The organism is Brevibacillus humidisoli, from assembly GCF_020923435.1.
GTDB classification, from domain to species: Bacteria; Bacillota; Bacilli; order Brevibacillales; family Brevibacillaceae; genus Brevibacillus_E; species Brevibacillus_E humidisoli.
The window spans coordinates 2,533,618-2,554,322 of record NZ_CP087263.1 but is presented as its reverse complement, the minus strand read 5'-3'; the positions used below and the strand labels follow the sequence as shown (position 1 = coordinate 2,554,322).

At 52.6% G+C, this 20,705-nt stretch carries 18 protein-coding genes; 16 read left to right on the top strand and 2 right to left on the bottom strand.

Features of this window, described 5'->3' with window-relative positions; genetic code table 11:
• Entirely contained in the window at positions 1 to 387 is a 387-nt protein-coding gene (locus tag LOK74_RS12695) for a DUF4280 domain-containing protein (RefSeq protein ID WP_230042412.1), read from the bottom strand.
• A 215-nt stretch (positions 388 to 602) separates the two neighbouring features.
• Here LOK74_RS12695 and LOK74_RS12690 point away from each other — a divergent pair, with 215 nt between their 5' ends.
• From LOK74_RS12690 to LOK74_RS12625, 14 genes are all read left to right on the top strand, one after another.
• Positions 603 to 3,404 (top strand): adenylate/guanylate cyclase domain-containing protein, encoded by a 2,802-nt coding sequence (locus LOK74_RS12690; protein WP_230042411.1) that lies wholly within the window; start codon positions 603 to 605, stop codon positions 3,402 to 3,404.
• A gap of 121 nt (positions 3,405 to 3,525) precedes the next feature.
• Entirely contained in the window at positions 3,526 to 5,025 is a 1,500-nt protein-coding gene (locus tag LOK74_RS12685) for a spore germination protein (RefSeq protein WP_230042410.1), read from the top strand.
• A gap of 5 nt (positions 5,026 to 5,030) precedes the next feature.
• Positions 5,031 to 6,116, top strand: a complete 1,086-nt coding sequence (locus tag LOK74_RS12680; protein ID WP_230042409.1) for a GerAB/ArcD/ProY family transporter — start codon at positions 5,031 to 5,033, stop codon at positions 6,114 to 6,116.
• Entirely contained in the window at positions 6,113 to 7,228 is a 1,116-nt protein-coding gene (locus LOK74_RS12675) for a Ger(x)C family spore germination protein (protein ID WP_230042408.1), read from the top strand. Before LOK74_RS12680 ends, LOK74_RS12675 begins: the two co-directional genes overlap by 4 nt.
• A gap of 223 nt (positions 7,229 to 7,451) precedes the next feature.
• Positions 7,452 to 8,246, top strand: a complete 795-nt coding sequence (locus LOK74_RS12670; protein ID WP_230042407.1) for a sensor histidine kinase — start codon at positions 7,452 to 7,454, stop codon at positions 8,244 to 8,246.
• Between the two features lie 8 nt (positions 8,247 to 8,254).
• Positions 8,255 to 8,905, top strand: coding sequence for a response regulator (locus LOK74_RS12665; RefSeq protein WP_230042406.1), 651 nt, complete (start codon positions 8,255 to 8,257; stop codon positions 8,903 to 8,905).
• Positions 8,906 to 9,263: 358 nt separating this feature from the next.
• Positions 9,264 to 10,313 (top strand): ABC transporter substrate-binding protein, encoded by a 1,050-nt coding sequence (locus LOK74_RS12660; RefSeq protein ID WP_230042405.1) that lies wholly within the window; start codon positions 9,264 to 9,266, stop codon positions 10,311 to 10,313.
• An 83-nt stretch (positions 10,314 to 10,396) separates the two neighbouring features.
• Positions 10,397 to 11,296 carry an ABC transporter permease gene (locus LOK74_RS12655; protein WP_230046995.1) on the top strand — a complete coding sequence of 300 codons (900 nt, stop codon included), beginning with the start codon at positions 10,397 to 10,399 and terminating at the stop codon, positions 11,294 to 11,296.
• Positions 11,289 to 12,080 (top strand): ABC transporter ATP-binding protein, encoded by a 792-nt coding sequence (locus tag LOK74_RS12650; RefSeq protein ID WP_230042404.1) that lies wholly within the window; start codon positions 11,289 to 11,291, stop codon positions 12,078 to 12,080. Before LOK74_RS12655 ends, LOK74_RS12650 begins: the two co-directional genes overlap by 8 nt.
• 110 nt (positions 12,081 to 12,190) lie before the next feature.
• Positions 12,191 to 12,919 carry a (Fe-S)-binding protein gene (locus LOK74_RS12645; RefSeq protein WP_230042403.1) on the top strand — a complete coding sequence of 243 codons (729 nt, stop codon included), beginning with the start codon at positions 12,191 to 12,193 and terminating at the stop codon, positions 12,917 to 12,919.
• Entirely contained in the window at positions 12,916 to 14,328 is a 1,413-nt protein-coding gene (locus LOK74_RS12640) for a LutB/LldF family L-lactate oxidation iron-sulfur protein (protein ID WP_230042402.1), read from the top strand. The genes LOK74_RS12645 and LOK74_RS12640 overlap by 4 nt, the downstream gene beginning before the upstream one ends.
• Positions 14,325 to 15,032: a LutC/YkgG family protein gene (locus tag LOK74_RS12635; RefSeq protein ID WP_230042401.1), complete on the top strand. Its 708-nt coding sequence runs from the start codon at positions 14,325 to 14,327 to the stop codon at positions 15,030 to 15,032. The genes LOK74_RS12640 and LOK74_RS12635 overlap by 4 nt, the downstream gene beginning before the upstream one ends.
• 101 nt (positions 15,033 to 15,133) lie before the next feature.
• The gene (locus tag LOK74_RS12630) at positions 15,134 to 16,282 is read left to right on the top strand and encodes a conserved virulence factor C family protein (protein ID WP_230042400.1); all 1,149 of its coding nucleotides are present in this window, start codon (positions 15,134 to 15,136) and stop codon (positions 16,280 to 16,282) included.
• 165 nt (positions 16,283 to 16,447) lie between these two features.
• Entirely contained in the window at positions 16,448 to 17,779 is a 1,332-nt protein-coding gene (locus LOK74_RS12625) for an amidohydrolase (protein ID WP_230042399.1), read from the top strand.
• A gap of 67 nt (positions 17,780 to 17,846) precedes the next feature.
• On the opposite strand, the gene LOK74_RS12620 is transcribed toward LOK74_RS12625, so the two are convergent.
• Positions 17,847 to 18,788 (bottom strand): selenium metabolism-associated LysR family transcriptional regulator, encoded by a 942-nt coding sequence (locus tag LOK74_RS12620; RefSeq protein ID WP_230042398.1) that lies wholly within the window; start codon positions 18,786 to 18,788, stop codon positions 17,847 to 17,849.
• Between the two features lie 261 nt (positions 18,789 to 19,049).
• On the opposite strand from LOK74_RS12620, the gene LOK74_RS12615 reads away from it, so the two are divergent.
• Positions 19,050 to 19,376, top strand: a complete 327-nt coding sequence (locus LOK74_RS12615) for a UxaA family hydrolase (RefSeq protein ID WP_230042397.1) — start codon at positions 19,050 to 19,052, stop codon at positions 19,374 to 19,376.
• A complete protein-coding gene (locus LOK74_RS12610; RefSeq protein WP_230042396.1) occupies positions 19,373 to 20,545 on the top strand; it encodes a UxaA family hydrolase in 1,173 nt (390 codons plus the stop codon). Before LOK74_RS12615 ends, LOK74_RS12610 begins: the two co-directional genes overlap by 4 nt.
• The last annotated feature ends 160 nt before the right edge of the window (positions 20,546 to 20,705 follow it).

Below are 20,705 nucleotides of genomic sequence, written 5' to 3'. Positions count from 1 at the left end.
CTAAGGTGCTTGTATCGTTGTCTGTCCGGGATTGGTGATCTGGATCATGCCGCCCCAATTGCACATCAGCTTGGAGGAATTGTTCAGTGCCGGCACATTGGCGATCAGCACAGTTGGTGCTCCCGGAGCCCAGGGGGCCACTGTTACCGGAACACAAGGTTGAGGGGTGAGAACACCTTTGTTGGCCGCTGTAGCAGAAGCAACCTGTGGATTGGCCATTGAATTGCACATCCCGAACGGAGGAATGTTGACCATAGGTTTGTTGTCCATGATGTTTGCAAGAGGGGTGGAAGTGGTCACCCGATTTGTCGGCAGCACGGAAAGTACGGCTGGAGCGTTGCCAAAACTGCATTGCATGTTTGCCCCTTGGCAGACCAAGAATCCCATCAGTGTGCTCCTTCCTGAACAAGACAGAATATACATACGATTTGTTCCATTCCAAAGCTAATCATACTATAGATTGGAAAAAGGAGACAACCTCAGATCGACAGCTTTCGCTAAACAATCCGGAGAACAAAGACCGTACGCGACGATCAGTGTCCGATGCATTCCATGTTTTCACATGGCTTGGCCATAACCCGAATGGAAAGGTGTAGGAAAACGTGAAAAAAACGCTCGTCCAACTGTTGTTGATTGCTGTTCTCATAAGCTCTGTTGGAGCATTTGCTTACCGGTATAAACAGGAATATGCCTACTCTCCCGTGTTGCGAGACATCCCTCTAGAGGCGTTGTCCAAGGTGGTGGTGGACGGTTCGGGCAACCTCTACACCATCAACCAGTCCAACGAGGACAGATATCACGATTCTGACGAGTCGATCGTGAAGCTGGACCCCGCAGGTAGGATTCAATACCAACTCCCGCAGCAAACCGGGGAGAATGGTACGTATTACAACTTTGAAGATGTGGCGGCGGATCCCGCGGGAAATCTCTACATTCTCAGGGCAGTTGTCGATTTCGAAGACCTGCATGTGAGAGCGGAGGAGATCGTCCGCCATCACTCAGACGGCCGGACCGATCAGGTGGTCTACAGGCGGGAATATGAGAGAGGACAATACTATGTGAGAGGAAACATCCAAGCTCTACAGTACCGTGACGGTTCGCTCTCCTTTCTTTCGGTAGATGACCAATATGTAGAGATGCTTCAAATCGATCTCGCCAACCCTTCACAACCCGAACTGCTACGGCTTCAGTTGCCGGAGAACAGTTACGCTTATCAGGTGGCTGGCAGCGAACCTGACAAAATCATTTATTCGACCAGACAGGGAGAGATTTACTGGCTGCAGCGGGATGGCACTACCAGACGAGTCTATCCGTTGGCAGGAGAAACGGTTCGGGCAGTACCCGAAAGCCTCCGACTGGATGACAATGGGGATATCTACTTTCTTACGCATACGGATCAACTGCTGCGTCGCACCAATCTCCACCACCCCGATCGTTTGGAGACACTGCTCTCACGTGATTCGTTGACGAAATGGAGACTGGAAACCTCCGCGCTGGCAGCAGACCTCGCACTAGGTGACGACAATAGTGTTATCGTTGCGTTTTCCGACAGGGTGTTCAAGCTGGACAAGCAGGGGAAGATTCAGCATGTAATGGACAAAGCAGTATATGACGGAAAAACGTTGGCTTTTCGCTTGCTGCTGTGGTCGCTGCTGCTCGTCATTGCGGGTTTGACTGTTTATGGGGGGAGATTGTTGTATGTTCGGGTGATGGGGCGAAAAGTGTCGATCATCCTCAAACAAATCATCGTGCTGGTTCCGGTTATTGCTGCCGGAATGCTGTATCTCTCCTATACCATCAGCTCCACATTTGGGGAGCAGTTGGAAGAGGAAGTGCTGCGGGATATCGAGTTGTTTGGCTATGATGGGGCACTCTTGATCGAACCTGAACTGCTGAAACAGATGAAATCGCCGCAGCAGTACATGGGACCGGTATATCAAGAGCTCAAGGAAGCGATGGACAGCGTGTTTGAAGAGACGGTCGATATGATGGACAGCGGATTCTACAATCGTTTGTACAAGTTTGAGAACGAACGCTTGTACCTGATCATGGATGATGAAGGAACCAATATGTTTACGCCCTTCCCGCTGGACCCTGATCGGCGGGCGGCATTGCAAGCCAATGAACTGTTCACGAGTGAAGAGGCGTCCCATAAAGCAAAGCAGGTGTACGCACTCGTTCCGCTGTTTGATGAGCAGGAAAATCTGACAGGTGTCTACGAAGTGGGCAGACATACCAACGGTTTCCTCAGAGACTCCGAAGCAGTCTCGTTTACGATCACGATGAAAATCATCACCATTTTTGTTCTGATCCTGCTAGGGTTGATCGTGATGACGATCTATGTCCTACTCTCCATCCGCAAACTGAGAAACGGTGTCCAAGGATTTGCCGATGGCAACCTGGATGCTGTCGTCACCATTCGTTCCAGAGACGAGGTGGAGGAGTTGGGCCATCAGTTTAACCAGATGGCGGAGCGGATTCGCGAGCAGATGAGCCAGATGATGGCGCTTCATGAAGCTAGCTACCGATTTGTGCCGCAGCAGTTCATCGAGCACCTGGGGAAAAACAGCATTATCGATTTGCAGATGGGTGATCACGTCAAGCAGGAGATGACCATCCTCACTGCAAACATCCGTTCGTTCCACCTGCTGGTGCAGGAGATGACCACGGAGCAAAACTTTCGCTTTATCAACGCGTTTTTACGTACGTTTAGTCCGATCATCACCAAGCATGGAGGAATCGTCAGTGAATACCTTGGATCGGGTATCCTCGCCTTGTTTCCACAACAGGGAGGACAGGCGGTTGAAGCAGCTGTTGCGATGCGCGAGCAATTGCATCTGTTCAACGAAAAACGTGGGCGCGAGGGAAAAAAAGCGATTGAGATCGGAATTGCCATTCACAGTGGCCCCTTGATGTTGGGTATCATCGGGGAAGAGGAACGCGTGGAAGGGAAAGTGATTTCCGACGAAGTGAATCGGACTGCTTCGTTGGAGGGGCTGACTGAGACCTTGGGGGCATCCATTCTGATTAGTGAAGCCGGTCTCTTTGCTGCCGGAGGTCTGCAGCCGTATTCATGCCGCAATCTGGGCATGGTCCAAGTCGAGCAAGGCCGCGAACCGATTCTCCTCTACGATGTCTATCAGGGAGACGCAGACCGTATGCGTCAGAGAAAAGCATACACAAAGGACTGGTTTGAGGAGGCGATCCTACTCTATCAGCAGGGGAGGTTTTTTGACGCGCGTGAAGGGTTCCTGCGAGTGATCAGACACAACCCGCTCGATAAGGCGGCCAAGCACTACTTTTTTCTCAGTGATCAGTACTATCAGAGCGGCACCGGGAAGGATTGGAACGGCAGTCTCACCTTGGCTGTTCCGCCCATGACGGAAAAGAGCGTCGTAATCTGAAGGGAGTTCCTCGCAAGCTAGCTCAGCGCTGAGCCGGTTGATCGCATATCCTCGCCATAACTGGGCAAAGTAAGCAAAAAAAACCAACATGCCCATTGGCTCGAGAGAGGATGGTTCGGTCGTGTTCTGGCAGTGGTGGAGAAAAGCGACGCAACTGACGCACCAGGCCTCAGATGAGGACATCATCTACCCGGAAGTAAAAGGAACAGTCACCCGCGAGTCAATCGAGGAAGCACTGCGGGATTCGGATGACGCCCTAATCAAAGAACTCACCTCAAACGGCGAAAAAGTGGTGCTGGTATACCTGAGAAGCATGGTGAAAAAAGAGATCTTGCAGGAGACCGTGTTCGATCCACTGGACAGACGGGGGGATCAGCACCCGCTTGCTGTACTCAGGCTGGCTGAACCAGTAGCAGATGACCAATTGCCAAAAGTGCTTCATATGATCACCAGCGGACGGACCATCCTCCTGTTTATGGAGCGGAATCTGATTTTATCGGTAGACACATTCAGCACCAATCAGCGCAATGTAACGGCTCCAGAGAGTGAATCGACCGTCCTCGGTCCTCAAGATGGATTTACGGAGTCACTCGATACCAATCTTGGTTTGATTCGGATGCGAATTCACTCGCCACATCTGAAGGTGAAGCAGCTCTTCATGGGGACGGAGACCAGGAATTCGTTAGTGGTCGTCTACATGGAAAACCTGGCCAATCCGGAAAACGTGCAGCGGGTGATTCAGCGCCTGAAAAACATCGAGTTCAGCGGCAATTATGGATTGGCTGTGATCCAGCAGATGATTGAAGACAAACCGTATTCGCCGTTTCCCCAATTCGGCTTGACCACCAGGCCGGACAATGCCGTCGCCGCTCTCTTGGATGCGCGGATTTTGATTATGGCGGAGGGGAGCCCAGAAGTCTCGATCTGTCCCGCCACGTTCTTTGAGATGTTTGCTTCGCCAGAGGATTACTACAACCGCTGGTGGACGGCCAGTTTGCTGCGGTTTGTCCGTTTTGGCGGTCTGTTTGTAACCACGCTGTTGACGTCCGCCTATGTGGCGGTGCTCACTTACCACCCGGAAATGCTGCCTCCTCAACTGCTGACGATCTTGGCCGAATCGCGAGGCAAAGTGCCGTTTCCGCCAGTCATCGAAGTGATCATCATCGAGATGGTCATTGAGATCCTGCGGGAAGCAGGCGCACGCATGCCGACCAAGATCGGTCAGACCATCGGTATCGTCGGCGGTATCGTCATCGGTACGGCAGTAGTTGAAGCCGGTCTGGCGAGCAACATCGTGATCGTGCTGGTTTCGGTAACCGCTCTGCTCTCATTTTTGCCGCCCAATTACCTGATGAGCAATGCAGTTCGTCTGGTTCGCTACTATTTTATTCTTGCTGCCGGGCTGCTTGGGGTGTACGGGCAAATGCTGGTGCTGGCTTTTCTGTTTGCCCATCTGCTCAACTTAACCTCGTTAGGCTCGCCCTACATGACTCCGGTGGTCCCTCGTCGGTGGACTGATATGGCCAATTCTATCATCCGAGCACCCATGCTTTTTCAGGTGGCTCGGATGGGTATGAGCAGAGCGCGCAAGTATTTAAGCCGTCCTCTCGACGAGGAGTAGCAAAAATGGACAAGGGAAGGTTTCGAAAACTAAATCGCTACCATGTGATCTTTCTTGTTCACCAGTCGATGGCAGGGGCTGCTGTGCTGTCACTTCCGCACGCGCTTAGCCCTGTCGGATACAATCAATGGTGGGTTGTGCTCCTGATGGGAGTGATCGCCCAAGTAACCTTGCTGCCGATCTACTGGCTCTGCATTCGCTATCCCGATGATGACCTGTTCGCCATCCATCGGAAGCTGCTCGGCACATGGTTAGGACAACTGCTCAATATCGTCCTGATCTCGTATTTAATCGTATCGGTCTCCGCTGTCCTGATGAGCTACGTCCGATTGGTCCAATCTGTTACCCTGCCGAATCGGTCCATCGAGTTGCCTTTGTTTGCTTTGTACATTGTGCTGATCTATGTAGTGTTAGGCGGAATAAAGTCGATCGCCCGCTTTTCAATTCTCGCCTTTTTTTTCGTGGCATGGACGGCTTACTATCTGCAGTGGGGATTTTTTAAGGGGACGCTTTCACACTTGTTTCCGATGTTTGGTGTTTCTTACAAAAATATCCTTTTAGCGCTCGACAATGGATACGTCAACATGCTGGGCTATGAATTGTTATTGTTTTATTTTCCCTATATTGTGCACCAACGAAAGACCTTGACTGATGCGACAATCGGCCTCTGGTCGCTGATGCTTTTCTACTGGGCAATCTCTTTTGTCAGTGTCGTGTACTTCTCAGAATGGCAGTTGGAGCACCTCACGTATCCGATCCTTAACCTGTTTAAAGCGGTAGAGCTGACCTTCATTGAACGGATTGAAAACATCGGAATCGCCCTGTGGTCGTTTCTGGTGATTGCAACGGTTGCCGTTTATACATGGGCCGCCAAAAAAGGGGTCGACTCGCTGTTTTTGGGCAACCGGACCTGGCATCTCTATCTGGTGGCTATCGTTTCCTATGCGTTAGTGATCTTGCCCTTGCCCACTCAGTTCAAAGACAGTCTTTTCTACGAGTGGGGTGCTGATGCAGGCTACCTTGTGATCTTGTGGCCGATTATACTGCTGGTGATTCACTATATCCGTAAGCCGAAGGGGCGGTCTATATGAATAAAAGTCTGCTTGTCTGCCTCATCGCTATCTTACTGATGCTCCTGCCGGGCTGTGCGACCATCGAATACGAGATGCCCTCTCTGGAGGAATACGGATTTATGTCTGTGATCGGATTTGACTACGTCGATGAGAAGAAGGTGAAAGTAGTCATTTCCGTTCCGCAGACCTCCCAGGAGGCCAAGGAAAAAACGCAGATCTACAAGGCGAACGTGAAGGTGGCAGAGGAAGCCTTAATGGTGATCCCGACCAAATCAGAAAAGACCATCGTTCCCAACCAATTGCGGGTGATCCTGTTTAGTGAGACGTTTGCCCGAAAAAAGGGGTTGAATCAGCCGATGCGCTGGCTGTACCGCGATCCGCGAGTAGGCGACAACGTTTTGATCGGCATTGTAAAAGGTAGTGTGGAAGCGTTGATGACAGCGAAATACGAGAACAAGCCGGAAATGGGCACGTTTTTAAATGACCTGCTTCGACCCCGTACGGAAACGGCCTTCCATGCGTTTACGACGATTCACGATTACATTCATGATTCCACCGGTGAGTGCAAAGACCCTACCATGCCGCTTTTGGAGAAAAAACAAGGAGACGTGCAGATAACGAAAACCGTCATCTTGAAAAACGGGAAGCTTGCCGGGTACCTGTCACCACAGGAAGGGAAAATTGTACAGGCACTAACCGACCGGGAGAAGCTGCCGGCGATGTTTTATACAGTGGAAGATACACAATCGGGAAAGCCGGAGAAGGTTGTGATGCAGTTCATCAAAAGTTCGGTTCGCAAGCGAAATGAAGGGAGTTGGAACCAGCCAGCCTATACGATCAACCTGTCGATGAATGGTGATCTCCATCAGTACACGGGAAAGAAAGACTTGGAGCGACCGGAAGAACTGGCAGAGCTGCAGCAGGAAATCAACAAAGAGATGGAGCGGTTGACGCTGCAGGTTCTCCGCAAGCTGCAGAAAATGGGTGTTGATCCGGCAGGGTTTGCCGAGTTGATCCGAAACAAGTATACAGGCAGATGGAACAGACAGATCGGAATCAAAAGTTGGAAAAAGGCCACCTTTCAGGTCAAAGTGGACCTGAAGATTATCGGCCTTGGCACACTTGTCTAACTGCATAGATAGGAACAGCCGTCTTCTTGTACGATAGAAAGTGCAGCAAGTGGCGTCGTTTATAGTATTGGCAAGCAAGAGACTCGGGCTATAATGAAATAGCCCGGTAGAGCCATGTCTTTTCCAGTCGCAATAGATATACTTTAGCTATGGAGAAGCACGCCCCTGGCCCTGGCGAAACATCATCAGCATACCGGGCTAAGCCGTTGAGGGGGAGTTGTGGATGACCTATCGTTCACTAAAATGGTTGACGATTTTTTTGCCTCCGTTGGTGATCGGGGGCTTTGAGTTTGTCCGGCACGATTTTCTGCTTGCTTATATGACGATGGAAACAGGGAACTACCTGATTACGCTGCTCACGTTGCTTCTCTCCTATGTGTTTGCCACCTGGATGTTTCGTACGATCGAGCAGATGAGTGCGCGGATCGCTGAAGAGCAGGCGAGACGGGCCGTCTATGAAGAGCGGGAACGATTGGCCCGCGAACTGCATGATAATCTGGCGCAGACCTTGTTCCTGCTCAATGTGAAGCTGCGTCAGCGCCAACTGGATGAAGCGAAATCAGCTGTTGCCCAGATCGACCAGACCCTGCGGCAGGCCATCTTCAATCTTCGCTCAACACTGGAGGAGAGCAGTTCCCTTGCAGCCCGTATCGGCAAGTGGTTATCGGAATGGAGTACCCTGACCGGAATCGATGTACAGCAAGAGGTGGCACTCCCCGAAGGATACTTTTCACCAGGTGACGAAATACATCTCTTTGGGGTGATCCAAGAGGCCTTTACCAATATTCGCAAGCATGCTGGAGCCACCTCGGCGCGGCTTCATCTCTTCACTGACCGCAGCGGTTGGCGGTTGATGATTTGGGACAATGGCCGGGGGATTACACAGACGGCCGTTTCTGAACGTCACTATGGATTGTCGATGATGAAAGAGCGGGCGGACAAGCTGGGGGCGTCATTTGCCATCGGCAGGGATGAGGCGGGCGGATCAGTACTGACGCTTTGCGGACGAAGGAGATGAGAGAAAACATGGCCCAATCCTATCGTGTCTTGATTGCGGACGATCATCCACACGCCCGGGAAGCCGTTCGCAGCTTGTTGGCAGAGGATCAGGCTTTTGTGCTGGTTGGTGAGGCGCGCAATGGAACGGAGGCCCTGGAACAATGCCGCCGTTTGCAGCCCAACTTGGTCTTGATGGACATCAACATGCCAGGGTGTGACGGTTTGGAGGCAACCCGGCAAATCAAACAGCACTATCCAGAGATCAAGGTGGTTGTGCTCAGCGTCTCAGACAACATCGCCGATCTGTTTACCGCCATTCAGTTTGGAGCGCAGGGATATTTGTTGAAAAACCTGGACCCGGACGACTGGCTTACCTATCTCCACGCCTTGATGGAAGGAACTGTGGAGCAATCGCGGGAGTTGGCGGGAAAACTGCTATACCAGTTTCGTGAAGGAATCACAGACGAAGAAGTGACGCCATCTGTGCTTACCCTGCGGGAGAGGGAGATCTTGCTTTATGTAGCAAAAGGGGAAACGAACCGCCAGATTGCCGACCGACTGGTGATCTCTGAGCACACAGTGAAAAACCATATCAAAAATATCCTGGAGAAGCTTCACTTGGAGAACAGGGTCCAACTGGCTTCGTTCGCCGTTCGTCACGGGCTGACACGTTCTTGATCCGATGCTGTGGAGTGGACGGCTAAACTTTTCCATGCTTGATGCAGCCCTGCCAATGTGTGATAAAACAGGAACCATTGCCGGAAAACCACTATACACCTTGCGTAACACAGCGAGTATACTAGCAGTAATCACGTAACTACCTTTCCGGACACTAGATTGTGTTCGGTTTTTTTTATTTCCTCCTTGATTTCCACCCTGATCCGTGCGATAGTTCGATTAGCCTCTGCCAGCCCCAGATAAAAACATTGGCAAGCAACTTGTGTAATATTCTTTATTTATACTATAATTTAAAAACATAGAAAATTGGTAGCGATCCGAGTGGTTGAGACCGAAAACTCAAGGGGGTACAAGTTTGATGAAGAAGTCATTTGTTACGCTTTTAAGTGCTTTGATGCTGGTCGCTGCAGCATGTGGAACGTCCACCAGCAATGGAGGAGAGACCTCCGGCAATGGCAGTACGGCCGCACCTGCTGCGCCGACAAATGATAGTGGTGACAAACAGGAGGCGGTCACGATCGGCATCACGCAGATCGTCGAACACCCGTCGCTTGACGCCGCACGCGAAGGATTCCTGGCTGCGCTGAAGGATGCCGGCTACACGGAAGGAGAAAATCTCACGATCGATTATCAGAACGCGCAGGGCGACATGAATACCAACGTGACGATTGCCCAAAAGTTTGCCTCTGACAAGGTGGATCTCGTGCTGGCAATTGCTACGCCGTCAGCCCAGGCGATGGCCAAGGCGAGCAGTGAGATTCCGATCGTATTTACGGCAGTTACCGACCCCCTTGGGGCCAAGTTGGTGGATAGCCTTGAGAAGCCCGGCGGCAACGTCACTGGTGTATCGGATACGCATCCTGACGCGATCCAGAAGACGATGGAATCCGTTAAGGAATTTTTCCCTGAAGCGAAAAATGTAGGAATCATTTATAACAACGGTGAACAAAACTCGGTCGTCAACGTAGAGAACGCCAAGGAAGCGATGGGACCACTTGGTCTGCAGCCAGTGGAGGTAACCGTAGCGAACAGTTCCGAGGTGAAGCAGGCAGCCGATTCTCTGGTCGGCAGGGTTGACGTGATCTACATTCCGAAGGATAATACAGTGGTGTCTGCTTTGGATGCTGTGGTGATGGTAGCCAACGACAAAGACATTCCGCTGTTTGTCGGAGAGACCGATTCAGTCAAGGCAGGCGGTTTTGCCGGGTTCGGTTTTGAGTACCGTGATCTGGGCTACACGACGGGACAGATGGCGATCGAAATCCTCAAAGGCAAGAATCCGAGCGACATTCCGGTAGGCTTCCCGGCTAAGCTGGAATTGATGATGAATACCAAAACGGCAAAAGAACAAAACATTACGATTACAGACGAGATGAAGAGCAAAGCAATCCTCTATCCTGAGGAGTAATTTGCTGAATCGCATGAAGGAGGTTTCCCGTGCCTGCTGACGCCTGGATTGGCTCTATCGAGTCAGGAATCATCTACGCACTCATGGCATTAGGAGTATATCTAACGTTTCGCATCCTCAACTTTCCTGATTTGACGGTTGACGGAAGCTTCACGACAGGGGGAGCGCTGGCGGCGACGATGATCGCCGCCGGTTATCACCCGCTCTTATCTACTGTGGCGGCGATGCTGCTTGGAGGGATGGCCGGTTTGATAACAGGTATCCTCCACACCAAGGGGAAGATTAACGCGCTGCTTGCAGGGATTCTTTCCATGATCGCGCTGTACTCCATCAATCTGCGCATCATGGGCAAAGCAAACGTTCCGCTGTTGGGTGAAGAGACCCTATTTAGCCAGATTACGGATCTATTCAAGGGAAGTTTTGCCGAAAAAGCGGGTATTATCATCACGATGGCCGTGTTTGTCCTCATCATCAAGTGGATCGTCGATTGGTTTATGCACACCGAGATCGGCTTGGCCATTCGCGCTACCGGTGACAACGAACGGATGATTCGCAGTTTTTCGACCAATACGGATAACACCAAGATCATCGGTCTCAGCCTCTCCAACGGACTGGTTGCTCTCTCCGGTGCGCTGATGGCTCAGTACCAAGGTTTTTCAGACGTAAACATGGGGATCGGGATGATCATCATCGGACTGGCTTCGGTCATTATCGGGGAAGCCCTGTTCGGACATTCTTCGATCTTCCGGGCAACCCTGGCTGTTATTGGCGGAGCGATTGTCTATCGGATCATCATCGCCATTGCGCTGCGGATCGAATGGCTGGAAGCATCCGATATGAAGTTGATTACTGCCTTAATTGTCGTAATCGCCCTCATCTGGCCCAAGCTGTGGGCATCGTGGAAAGAGAAGCGTACACGAGCCGCTCTGCAGCAGCAAATCACCCAGGAGGACAAGGCAGTGAGGGGTGACCATCATGCTTAATCTGAAGGGAATCAGCAAAGTATTTAACCGGGGGACAGTTGACGAGAAGATCGCACTGGCCGAAGTAAATCTGTCGCTGGAACCAGGTGATTTTGTCACAGTTATCGGCAGCAACGGGGCTGGCAAATCTACTCTGATGAACATCATTTCCGGTGCCCTTACCCCCGACACCGGTACAATTGAGATTGATGGGGAAGTGGTCAACCATCTGGCTGAACACCAGCGCTCATTAAAGATTGGGCGTGTATTTCAGGACCCGATGGCTGGAACAGCCCCGACGATGACGATTGAAGAGAATCTGGCCATGGCCTATTCACGCAACAAGAAGCGAACGCTGCGCAGAGGGGTAAACAAAGAGCGCAGAGAGCAGTTTCGCCAGTATCTCGCCTCATTAAACCTGGGCTTGGAAAACCGCTTGTCGGCCAAGGTAGGTTTGCTGTCCGGCGGAGAGCGGCAGGCGCTCAGTTTGTTGATGGCCACCTTTACCGAACCGAAAGTGCTGCTGTTGGATGAACATACGGCTGCTCTCGACCCGGCTCGGGCCCAACTGATTACGGATTTGACCAAAGAAGTGGTCGAACGCTCCAAGCTTACTACATTGATGGTGACTCATAACATGAAACAGGCTCTGGATCTGGGTAATCGGTTGATCATGATGGATAAAGGGTCGATCATTCTGGATATTCGCGAAGGCAAAAACGAACTGACGATCGAACAACTGCTCAAGGAGTTTGAACGACTCAAAGGTGAGAAACTGGCAAGCGACCGGGTGATGTTGGCTTAAGTCTATTCAACAGACTCGCACTTGGACAAGGGGACTTCCTCTTGTCCCAGTGCGTTTTCTGTTTCGACGAGTAGTTGATGTGACAGGATGAGCGGTAGGAGGAGTGGGTTATGAAAGTATCGTTGTTTATTACATGCCTTGCGGACGTCTTTTTCCCCGAAGTAGGCAAAAGTGTGGTTGAGGTGTTGGAGCGGCAAGGCGTAGAGGTTGATTTTCCGCAGGCACAAACCTGCTGTGGACAGCCGGCATATAACAGCGGCTATCAACGTGAAGCAAAGGAGGCGGCTAAACAGATGATCAAGGCATTTGCCTCAAGCCAATACGTGGTGGCTCCCTCCGGCTCATGTGCAGCGATGATCCGACATTACTATCCCCGCCTCTTTGAACAGGAGCCCGAATGGCGCAACCAGGCAGAAGAATTGGCAAAAAAGACGTATGAATTCTCGGAATTTTTGGTCCGTGTTCTAGGTGCTGCCGAGTTGGACGCCTGCTACCCGGCAACAGCCGCCTATCATCAGTCTTGCCACATGTGTCGTGGACTAGGGATACAGGAAGAGCCGCTGAAACTGCTTCAGTCCGTCGAGGGACTGGAACAAAAGGAACTGCCTTACGCACAAGATTGCTGTGGATTTGGCGGAACATTTGCCAGCAAGATGAGTTCCATCTCGGAAGCGATGGTGGACGAGAAGATTCGGCATCTGGAAGAGACAGAGGCTTCCCTGTTGATCGGTTCTGACATGGGGTGCCTGATGAATATTGCAGGACGTCTTCAGCGGACCGGCAAGTCAATCCGTGCGATGCACGTGGCGGAGGTTTTGGCGAAGGGGATGAGCAAATGAGTGCGAAGATAGCAGGATTCACCGAGCGCGTAGCGGCTGGTCTCAATAATGGTCAGATGCGAACGTCTGTGCCTCTTACCCAGGATCGCCTGCGTGGCGGACGGAACCGTGCCGCAGCTGAGTTGGGCAATGTGGAAGAGTGGCGTGAGCATGCATCGGCCATTCGCAGACATACGATCGAAAATCTGGACAGTTATCTGGAACAACTAGCCGACAATGTGCGGGGTCTAGGGGGTCACGTGCACTTTGCCGCTGATGCATCCGATGCACGCTCATACGTGGAGCAAGTGCTCCGTTCCAAGCAGGCAAAAACCGTAGTCAAGTCGAAGTCAATGGTGACCGAGGAGATTCATCTCAATCAGCATCTTGAGCAGATGGGGGTGCGGGTGGTAGAATCGGACCTTGGCGAATACATTCTACAACTGGCCGGGGAGACCCCTTCCCACTTGATTGCTCCAGCCATCCACAAGACACGCGGCGATGTGGCTGCTCTTTTTTCCGAAGTGGCGAACCGTCCGCTCTCTGATCAGACAGAAGAGTTGTGTGCATTTGCTCGCGAACAGCTGCGCCGAGAGTTTCTGCAGGCCGATGTCGGGATCAGCGGCTGCAACTTTGCTGTGGCTGACTCCGGTTCAGTGGTCTTGGTCAGCAACGAAGGAAATGCGCGTCTGACTACGACGATGCCCAAGGTGCATATTGCGATCATGGGGATGGAGAGGATCGTACCGGGATGGGACGAATTGGACGTTTTGCTGCCGATGCTGACCCGCAGCGCGACCGGTCAGAAGCTAAGCGTTTACGTGACCGCGATCACTGGGCCGCGACGGTTGGATGATGTCGATGGGCCAGAGGAATTCCACTTGATCGTGTTAGACAACGGACGATCGGAGATCCTGGGAACCGCTTATCAGGAGGTGCTGAAATGCATTCGCTGTGGCGCTTGCCTCAACGTTTGTCCGGTTTACCGGCATATCGGGGGGCATGCTTACGGCGGTGTCTACAGCGGTCCGATCGGGGCGGTGCTGACTCCGTTGCTGGAAGGATACGAGGAGTGGAAAGAACTGCCTTATGCTTCCAGCCTATGCGGAGCCTGTACGGAGGTATGTCCGGTAAAAATTCCGCTGCACGATCTGTTGATTGAGCATCGAAAAGATCAGGTGGAGCAGGGATATGCACCATTTGCAGAGACTGCCGCATTTCGCACATTTGGCTATGTGACCAGCCACCCTTCTCTCTACGGATTTGCGGTAAAGTTGGCTCATGCCGGTTTTGGGGTGCTGGCCGACGGTGACGTGATCCGACAAGGCCCTGGTCCGCTTGCGGGGTGGACAGCTGTGCGTGATTTGCCGCGTCCGGCCAAGCAGTCATTTCGTGAGTGGTGGCAGGCACGAGAGGAGGGGAGATCGTGACCGGCAGTGGCCAAGAGTCGTTCCTGCATACGATCGCACAAAAACTGGGAAGGTCCCGCCGATCTGGTGTCACCCCTCCGGACTGGATGCAGCAATCGTCTCTGCGAGTCCGATCGGATCTCAACAGGGATGAGCTGGTTGAACAGTTCGTAACCAATCTGGAAGCACTGCAGACAAAGGTGGTGCGGGTGTTACCGGCCGACTTTCCTCATGCTTTGGCAGATGTGATTGATAGCTTTACGGTAAAATCGGCAATCTATTGGTATGATCCAGATTTACAGCATCTTCACTTGGAGCAGCAACTAGACCGGCATCAGGTAAAACAGGCGGTATGTCCTGTCGGTGGAGAAAGTGACTCGTTTCGCTCAGTCGCCGCCGCAGCAGACCTCGGGATCACAACGGCCGAGTTAGGTGTGGCCGAAACCGGTACGGTGGTCTTGTTTAATGGCGGTCGACGCGGGCGGACGGTGAGTCTGCTTCCCCCCAACTATCTCGTGATTTTGCGGGAAGAGAGGATCGTTCCCACACTTGCCGATGTGATGGCACACATCAGAGAGGAAGCGGCGAGCGGTTTGCCAGCTTGCATCAACCTGATCACTGGTCCCAGCCGGACCGGAGACATCGAGGGAGATTTGGCTTTCGGCGTGCATGGTCCAGGGAGAGTGCGGATTATACTGCTAAAAGAAGACGGTCAGGATGCCTGACAGCCGGGACAGGCGACAGCGTAACTGCGAACTGTAGCGGGACTGTCAGGCGACCCTGGATGGGACCCATGTCTCATTAGGTTTGAAAGGAGTGAGGACCTGTGCGAATCTTGTCAATAGAACCGACACCTAGTCCAAACAGTATGAAGGTGAACCTGGACGAACGGCTCCCTGCCGGTCAGCGGGGAACCTACACACCGGAGAACAAAGAGTCTGCTCCCGAGCCGATTCAAAAAATCCTGGGCATCAACGGAGTGAAAAGTGTTTTTCACGCCTCCGATTTCCTTGCCGTAGAGCGGATTGCTACCGCAGACTGGCCATCCATTCTCAACCAGGTGCGGGAAGCATTTGGCGAGGGAGGGGCTGCACCGCAAACAGGTACCATGGTGGAAGAGAAGCCACAGGAAACATGGGGAGAAGTAACGGTATTTGTTCAGATGTTCCGCAATATCCCGATGCAGATCAAACTGCAGTCTGGTACGGAAGAACTACGTGTCGGATTGCCGGATCGGTTTAAAGAGGCTGCGTTAAAAGCCCAATCGGCATCCGCCAACCTGGTCATGGAGCGGCAATGGGTAGAGCAGGGCCCCCGATACGGCACAATGCAGGAGATCGGGGAAGAGATGGCTCGCGAACTGGATGCCGCATACGATCAGGAACGGCTCGATCGGTTGGTGGAGCAGGCGTTTGAGCAGGCGGGAGGCGAACCTGCAGCGGAAACCGCACCATCCACCGAGCAGTTGACCGCCATGTTTGATGATCCGGACTGGAAGAAGCGGTATGCAGCACTGCAGCAATTGAAACCGGATGAAGCGGGGCTGCGGCTCCTGGAGAAGGCGCTGTCCGATGCAAACACCTCGATCCGCCGTCTCGCTGTCGCTTACCTGGGCGATATCAAAGGCGACCAAGTACTGCCGCTTTTGTACGGGGCTCTTGCAGACAAATCGGTGATCGTCCGCCGGACGGCAGGTGACGTACTATCAGATATTGGAGATCCACAGGCTATCCCTGCCATGTGCAAGGCGTTGAAAGATCCCAACAAGTTGGTTCGCTGGCGGGCAGCCCGCTTTCTCTACGAGGTGGGCGACGAGTCGGCCATCCCTGCTTTGCGTGAGGCAGTAGACGATCCAGAGTTTGAAGTGAGCCTGCAGGTAAGAATGGCGTTGGAACGGATTGAAGCAGGAGAAGAGGCGGCAGGTTCTGTCTGGCAGCAGATGACCAGACGAAACGATCCGGATAACCAGACGTAGACAACGATCGATCTGTTACGAAGAGCGCGGAAACTCCGCGTTCTTTTTTGTTACCCATTCGACTGATCTAACTGACAAGCGGTCCGTACCTATTCCACTTGACCTTCACGTCGCGTCATGGTTTACGCTAAACACCTGAATAACCTAGGAAAAGGGGAGAGAGGGATGGAGCGAAAAACAGGAAACCGGATGCTGCTGGTCAACGGTTACCTCATGCAGGGAGAAGGAGAGGAGCTTCGTTTTGAGCGTAAAGAGATGATCGTTGAGGAAGGAAAGATCCTCAAGATCGGTGACAATCTCCGAGACTACTGGACCACTGCTTGCCACAACGAGGGAGATGTTTGTGATCTGGGCGGAAAGTGGGTGATTCCGGGATTGGTCAACACGCATAATCATGCGGCGATGAGCCTGCTGCGCTGTTTTAGCGACGACAAACGGCTGATGGAGTGGCTGTCGCAGAAAATGCTGCCAGCAGAATCGCGGATGACGGCGGAAGACATCTACTGGGGCACACACCTGGCTATGGCAGAGATGGTTCGCTCCGGAACCACCGCCTTTGCGGACATGTACATCGAGATGGATCACGTCGCCGAAGCAGTCGCCGAATCGGGGATGCGAGCATCGCTGTCGCGTGGCATGGCCTTCCTCGATGAGCGTGGGGAGGAGCGATTGCGCGAAGCGATTCAGCTCTGTGATCGCTGGCACGGGGCGTGTGACGGCAGGATTACCACGATGTTGGCCCCCCATGCGCCCTATACCGTTCCACCAGAGCGTCTGCAGCAAATCGCCGCCATCGCCCGTGAACGCAAGATTCCGATTCACATTCACCTTGCGGAAACGGAGGAGGAGACGATCAAGATTGGGGACCGCTATGGACTCACACCGACAGAATACTTGTACGAGAGTGGTGTGTTTGAGGGGAATCATGTCCTGTTGGCACATGCTGTGCATGTGAGTGAAGCTGACCTCTCTTTACTATCAGGAATGCGCGGAGGCATTGCTCACAATCCGGTCAGCAACAACAAACTGGGTTGCGGAATCGCGCCAGTGGAGGCATTTCTCAAACGGGGAATCACAGTCGGATTGGGAACGGATGGGGCCGGCAGTGCCTCATCACTCGATTTGTTTCTGACGATCCAGGCGGCCGCTTGGATGCAAAAAGTGACACACCGTGATCCCACTCGACTGTCGGCCAAGCAGGTGTTGACGATGGCCACGGCAAGCGGGGCCGACCTGCTTGCCATCGGCGACCAGACGGGCAGGTTGGAGGTAGGAAAGGAAGCGGATCTGACGATTCTCAATCCCCATGCTCCCCATCTGATCCCTCATCACGATCTGCCGTCCCTGGTTGCCTATGCTGCCAACGGTTCCGATGTGGATTCGGTGATGGTTGCGGGGCAATGGCTGATGCGGAAGCGGGAACTGCTGCATGTGGATGAGGAGCGCATCATATACGAGGCAGCTAGCCGTGCTCGTCGGATCGTGGACGGATTGTGAAACACTTTCCTGAAAGGAAACGGCTATCGAACAAAGCGAGGCATGGCTGGGGTTCGGCCCCTGGATGTCAGGGGCCGTTGGGAGGCGGTTCCACCAGATCGGCTGAACCGGCAAAGTAGCCGAGGATATAGTGCAAAAACGCCTCACTGGGTAACGACAATACTCGGTTTTTCTCATACAGCACATTGAAGGAACGGCGCAGCTTGATACCCTGGATGTTCACTTTGCGCAGGGTATTGAGCTGCAGTTCCTTCCCTATCGCCGACTGTGAGAGGATCGATACGCCCATGCCCGATTCGACGGCCGCCTTGATCGACTCCGTGTTAGCCAATTCCAGTTCGATTCGCAGCTTATCCGGATCTAGCCGGTTGCTGCGCAGGCTCTCTTCCATCACCTGCCGCGTCCCTGAACCACGCTCTCGCATGATGAAGGGCAGAGAAAACAGTTCGTGGGCGGCAATCGAATCACGATGTCCGATCAGCGGATGCGGCTCTCTGGCAGAGCAGATCAGCACCAACTCGTCTTCCATCAGCGGATGCTGCACCAAGTCGGGATGAGCAATCGGGGCCTCGATAAAGCCGAGATGAATCGTTCCATTTTTCAGTTGTTCAACAATTTCGTGAGAATTATCGATCTTCATCAGCAGATGTACTTTCGGGTATTCCCGTTTAAATCGGCCCAACAGATATGGCAGCAGATGCTCGCCGATTGTCAAACTGGCACCTATATGCAAATCACCGTGAATGGACCCCTCTAGCAGAGCGAGGTCTTTTTTTGCTTTTTCGACCAGGTGAATGATTTGCTCGGCGTAATCAAACAGAAGCTTGCCCGAATCGGTTAGCCTGATCGTTTTGGTCGTCCGCTCAAACAGCTTTGTGTTGAGTGAAGCTTCCAACTGCTGGATTTGCAAACTAATTGATGGCTGCGACAGGTGCAGGATTTTCCCGGTCTCAGAGAAGTTCTTCTTCAACGCGGCAACGTGAAACACCTTCAATTGGTCGAGATTCATGATCATTTCCCCTTCCCGCTGACGCCTGCCTATCTCATTTTACGTGAATTGTCCAGAGGAAACGAGCCTTTTCCTTATTGAAAATCCAAATATAACTTATCCATTTTTCCAATAAATCGTTTTATTGTGAGAGTATTGAATATTTCGTTTTCAGATGGTTTAATACGTGTAACGAAAATTGGTTGGAGCATATTACCATACGACCTCCGACCATTCTAGCGTTTTCTGCCTTGCGAAAAAAACATAGAGGAGGTTTATCCGATGGCGAGGGAAGTTCACGTCATTGACCCAAAGGACAATACGGGAACCGTGATCAGCCGCAGTATGACCAAAGGGCGAGCCATTGAAGTGGAAGTGGCGGGGGAGGTACGACAGATCGAGATTCAGCAGGATATCCCGTACGGACACAAGATTGCCGTCCGCCCAATCAGCAGAGGCGACACGATCTACAAGTACGGACTAAGCATCGGTACAGCGCTGGAAGATATTGCGGTAGGAGAGCATGTCCACATTCACAACATTGAGAGTAATCGCGGCCGCGGGGATCGGTACAAGCAAGCGACCGCAGCAAAGGAGGCACTTCGATGAGTCAATTCTGGGGATATGTTCGTCCTAACGACACAGTAGGAATTCGCAATCACATATTGCTCTTGTCGGGAACGATCTACGCCAACTCGACAGCAGAGCGCGTCGCCGATGCAATCGACGGGGCCGTGGCGATCACCCATCCATTGGGCCGTTGTCAAGTGAGGCCTGACCTGCGGATGACGTTCAAAACACTGGTGGGTATGGGCAAGAATCCAAATGTCGGCGGCGTTGTGGTGATTGATCATTTTCGCGAAGAAGGATGCACGGCTGACGAGATTGCCCATGAGATTGCGAAAACCGGCAAGCCGGTGGAGGTGGTCAACATCAGAAAATCTGGCGGTGCGATTGAAGCGACAGCTCAGGCTACGCGTAAAGCCCTCTACATGAAACGGGAGTTGTCCAAACAAGTGCGCCAGCCCGTCAGCGTATCCAACCTACTGTTTGGTTTAAACTGCGGCACATCTGACACCAGCTCGGGGATCGGTTCCAATGTCGCTCTTGGTGTCTGTTCCGACAAGATTATCGATCAGGGGGGCCGATCGATTCTGGCCGAAGTGATGGAACTGATGGGAGCAGAAGATTACATACGGCAGCGTTCCGTCACACCGCAGGTAGCAGACAAGATCGTTGGCTACATCAGCGATATGGAGCGCAGGGCGCTGGAGAGCGGAGAGGACGTGAGGGGTTCTCAGCCGACCGGCGACAACATCGTTGGCGGGTTGAGCACGATCGAGGAGAAGTCGCTGGGTGCCTACATGAAATCAGGCAGTTCTCCGATCATCAACGGGCTGGAATATGCGGAAGAATGTCTGCAAAAAGACCCAGGGGTATACGTGATGTACACTCCGGGACACGGCAGTGAATCGATCACGGGGATCGCCGCAGCCGGTGCACAGGTGCTTGTCTTCAGTACAGGGGGCGGGCACACGATTGCCCATCCGATTATGCCGACCATCAAGATTACCGGAAACAGTGAATCATTTGAATTCATGAAAGATACGATGGAGCTTGACCTGAGCGGAATATTCCGCGATGAGTTGACGATTCAGCAGGCTGGTGAGCTAATCTACGACGAAGTACTGGAGACCTGCAACGGCAAGCTGACAAAGGCAGAGATCTTAAAAGAGCAGACCGGTTTTGCTATCCACCGGGTCGGTGTAAGTATTTAAAAGTTCCATTGCTCTACCAAGGGGAGGATCAAATCCCTCCCCAGCTTTTCTGCGATGCAACAGCAGGCGTTCCGCTTTTTTCCACTAAGAGCAGCGCTAAGGAATGCTTATAGGCAGAAGGGGACCGTTCCGATTGAGTCAACAGCACTGGGGGGTGTGA

Coding starts and splice junctions, on each gene's coding strand:
- LOK74_RS12665 (WP_230042406.1), top strand. CDS start 8,255: ATGGCCCAATCCTATCGTGTCTTGATTGCGGACGATCATCCACACGCC.
- LOK74_RS12650 (WP_230042404.1), top strand. CDS start 11,289: ATGCTTAATCTGAAGGGAATCAGCAAAGTATTTAACCGGGGGACAGTT.
- LOK74_RS12625 (WP_230042399.1), top strand. CDS start 16,448: ATGGAGCGAAAAACAGGAAACCGGATGCTGCTGGTCAACGGTTACCTC.
- LOK74_RS12610 (WP_230042396.1), top strand. CDS start 19,373: ATGAGTCAATTCTGGGGATATGTTCGTCCTAACGACACAGTAGGAATT.
- LOK74_RS12660 (WP_230042405.1), top strand. CDS start 9,264: ATGAAGAAGTCATTTGTTACGCTTTTAAGTGCTTTGATGCTGGTCGCT.
- LOK74_RS12695 (WP_230042412.1), bottom strand. CDS start 387: ATGGGATTCTTGGTCTGCCAAGGGGCAAACATGCAATGCAGTTTTGGC.
- LOK74_RS12640 (WP_230042402.1), top strand. CDS start 12,916: ATGAGTGCGAAGATAGCAGGATTCACCGAGCGCGTAGCGGCTGGTCTC.
- LOK74_RS12675 (WP_230042408.1), top strand. CDS start 6,113: ATGAATAAAAGTCTGCTTGTCTGCCTCATCGCTATCTTACTGATGCTC.
- LOK74_RS12680 (WP_230042409.1), top strand. CDS start 5,031: ATGGACAAGGGAAGGTTTCGAAAACTAAATCGCTACCATGTGATCTTT.
- LOK74_RS12615 (WP_230042397.1), top strand. CDS start 19,050: ATGGCGAGGGAAGTTCACGTCATTGACCCAAAGGACAATACGGGAACC.
- LOK74_RS12670 (WP_230042407.1), top strand. CDS start 7,452: ATGACCTATCGTTCACTAAAATGGTTGACGATTTTTTTGCCTCCGTTG.
- LOK74_RS12645 (WP_230042403.1), top strand. CDS start 12,191: ATGAAAGTATCGTTGTTTATTACATGCCTTGCGGACGTCTTTTTCCCC.
- LOK74_RS12655 (WP_230046995.1), top strand. CDS start 10,397: ATGGCATTAGGAGTATATCTAACGTTTCGCATCCTCAACTTTCCTGAT.
- LOK74_RS12620 (WP_230042398.1), bottom strand. CDS start 18,788: ATGAATCTCGACCAATTGAAGGTGTTTCACGTTGCCGCGTTGAAGAAG.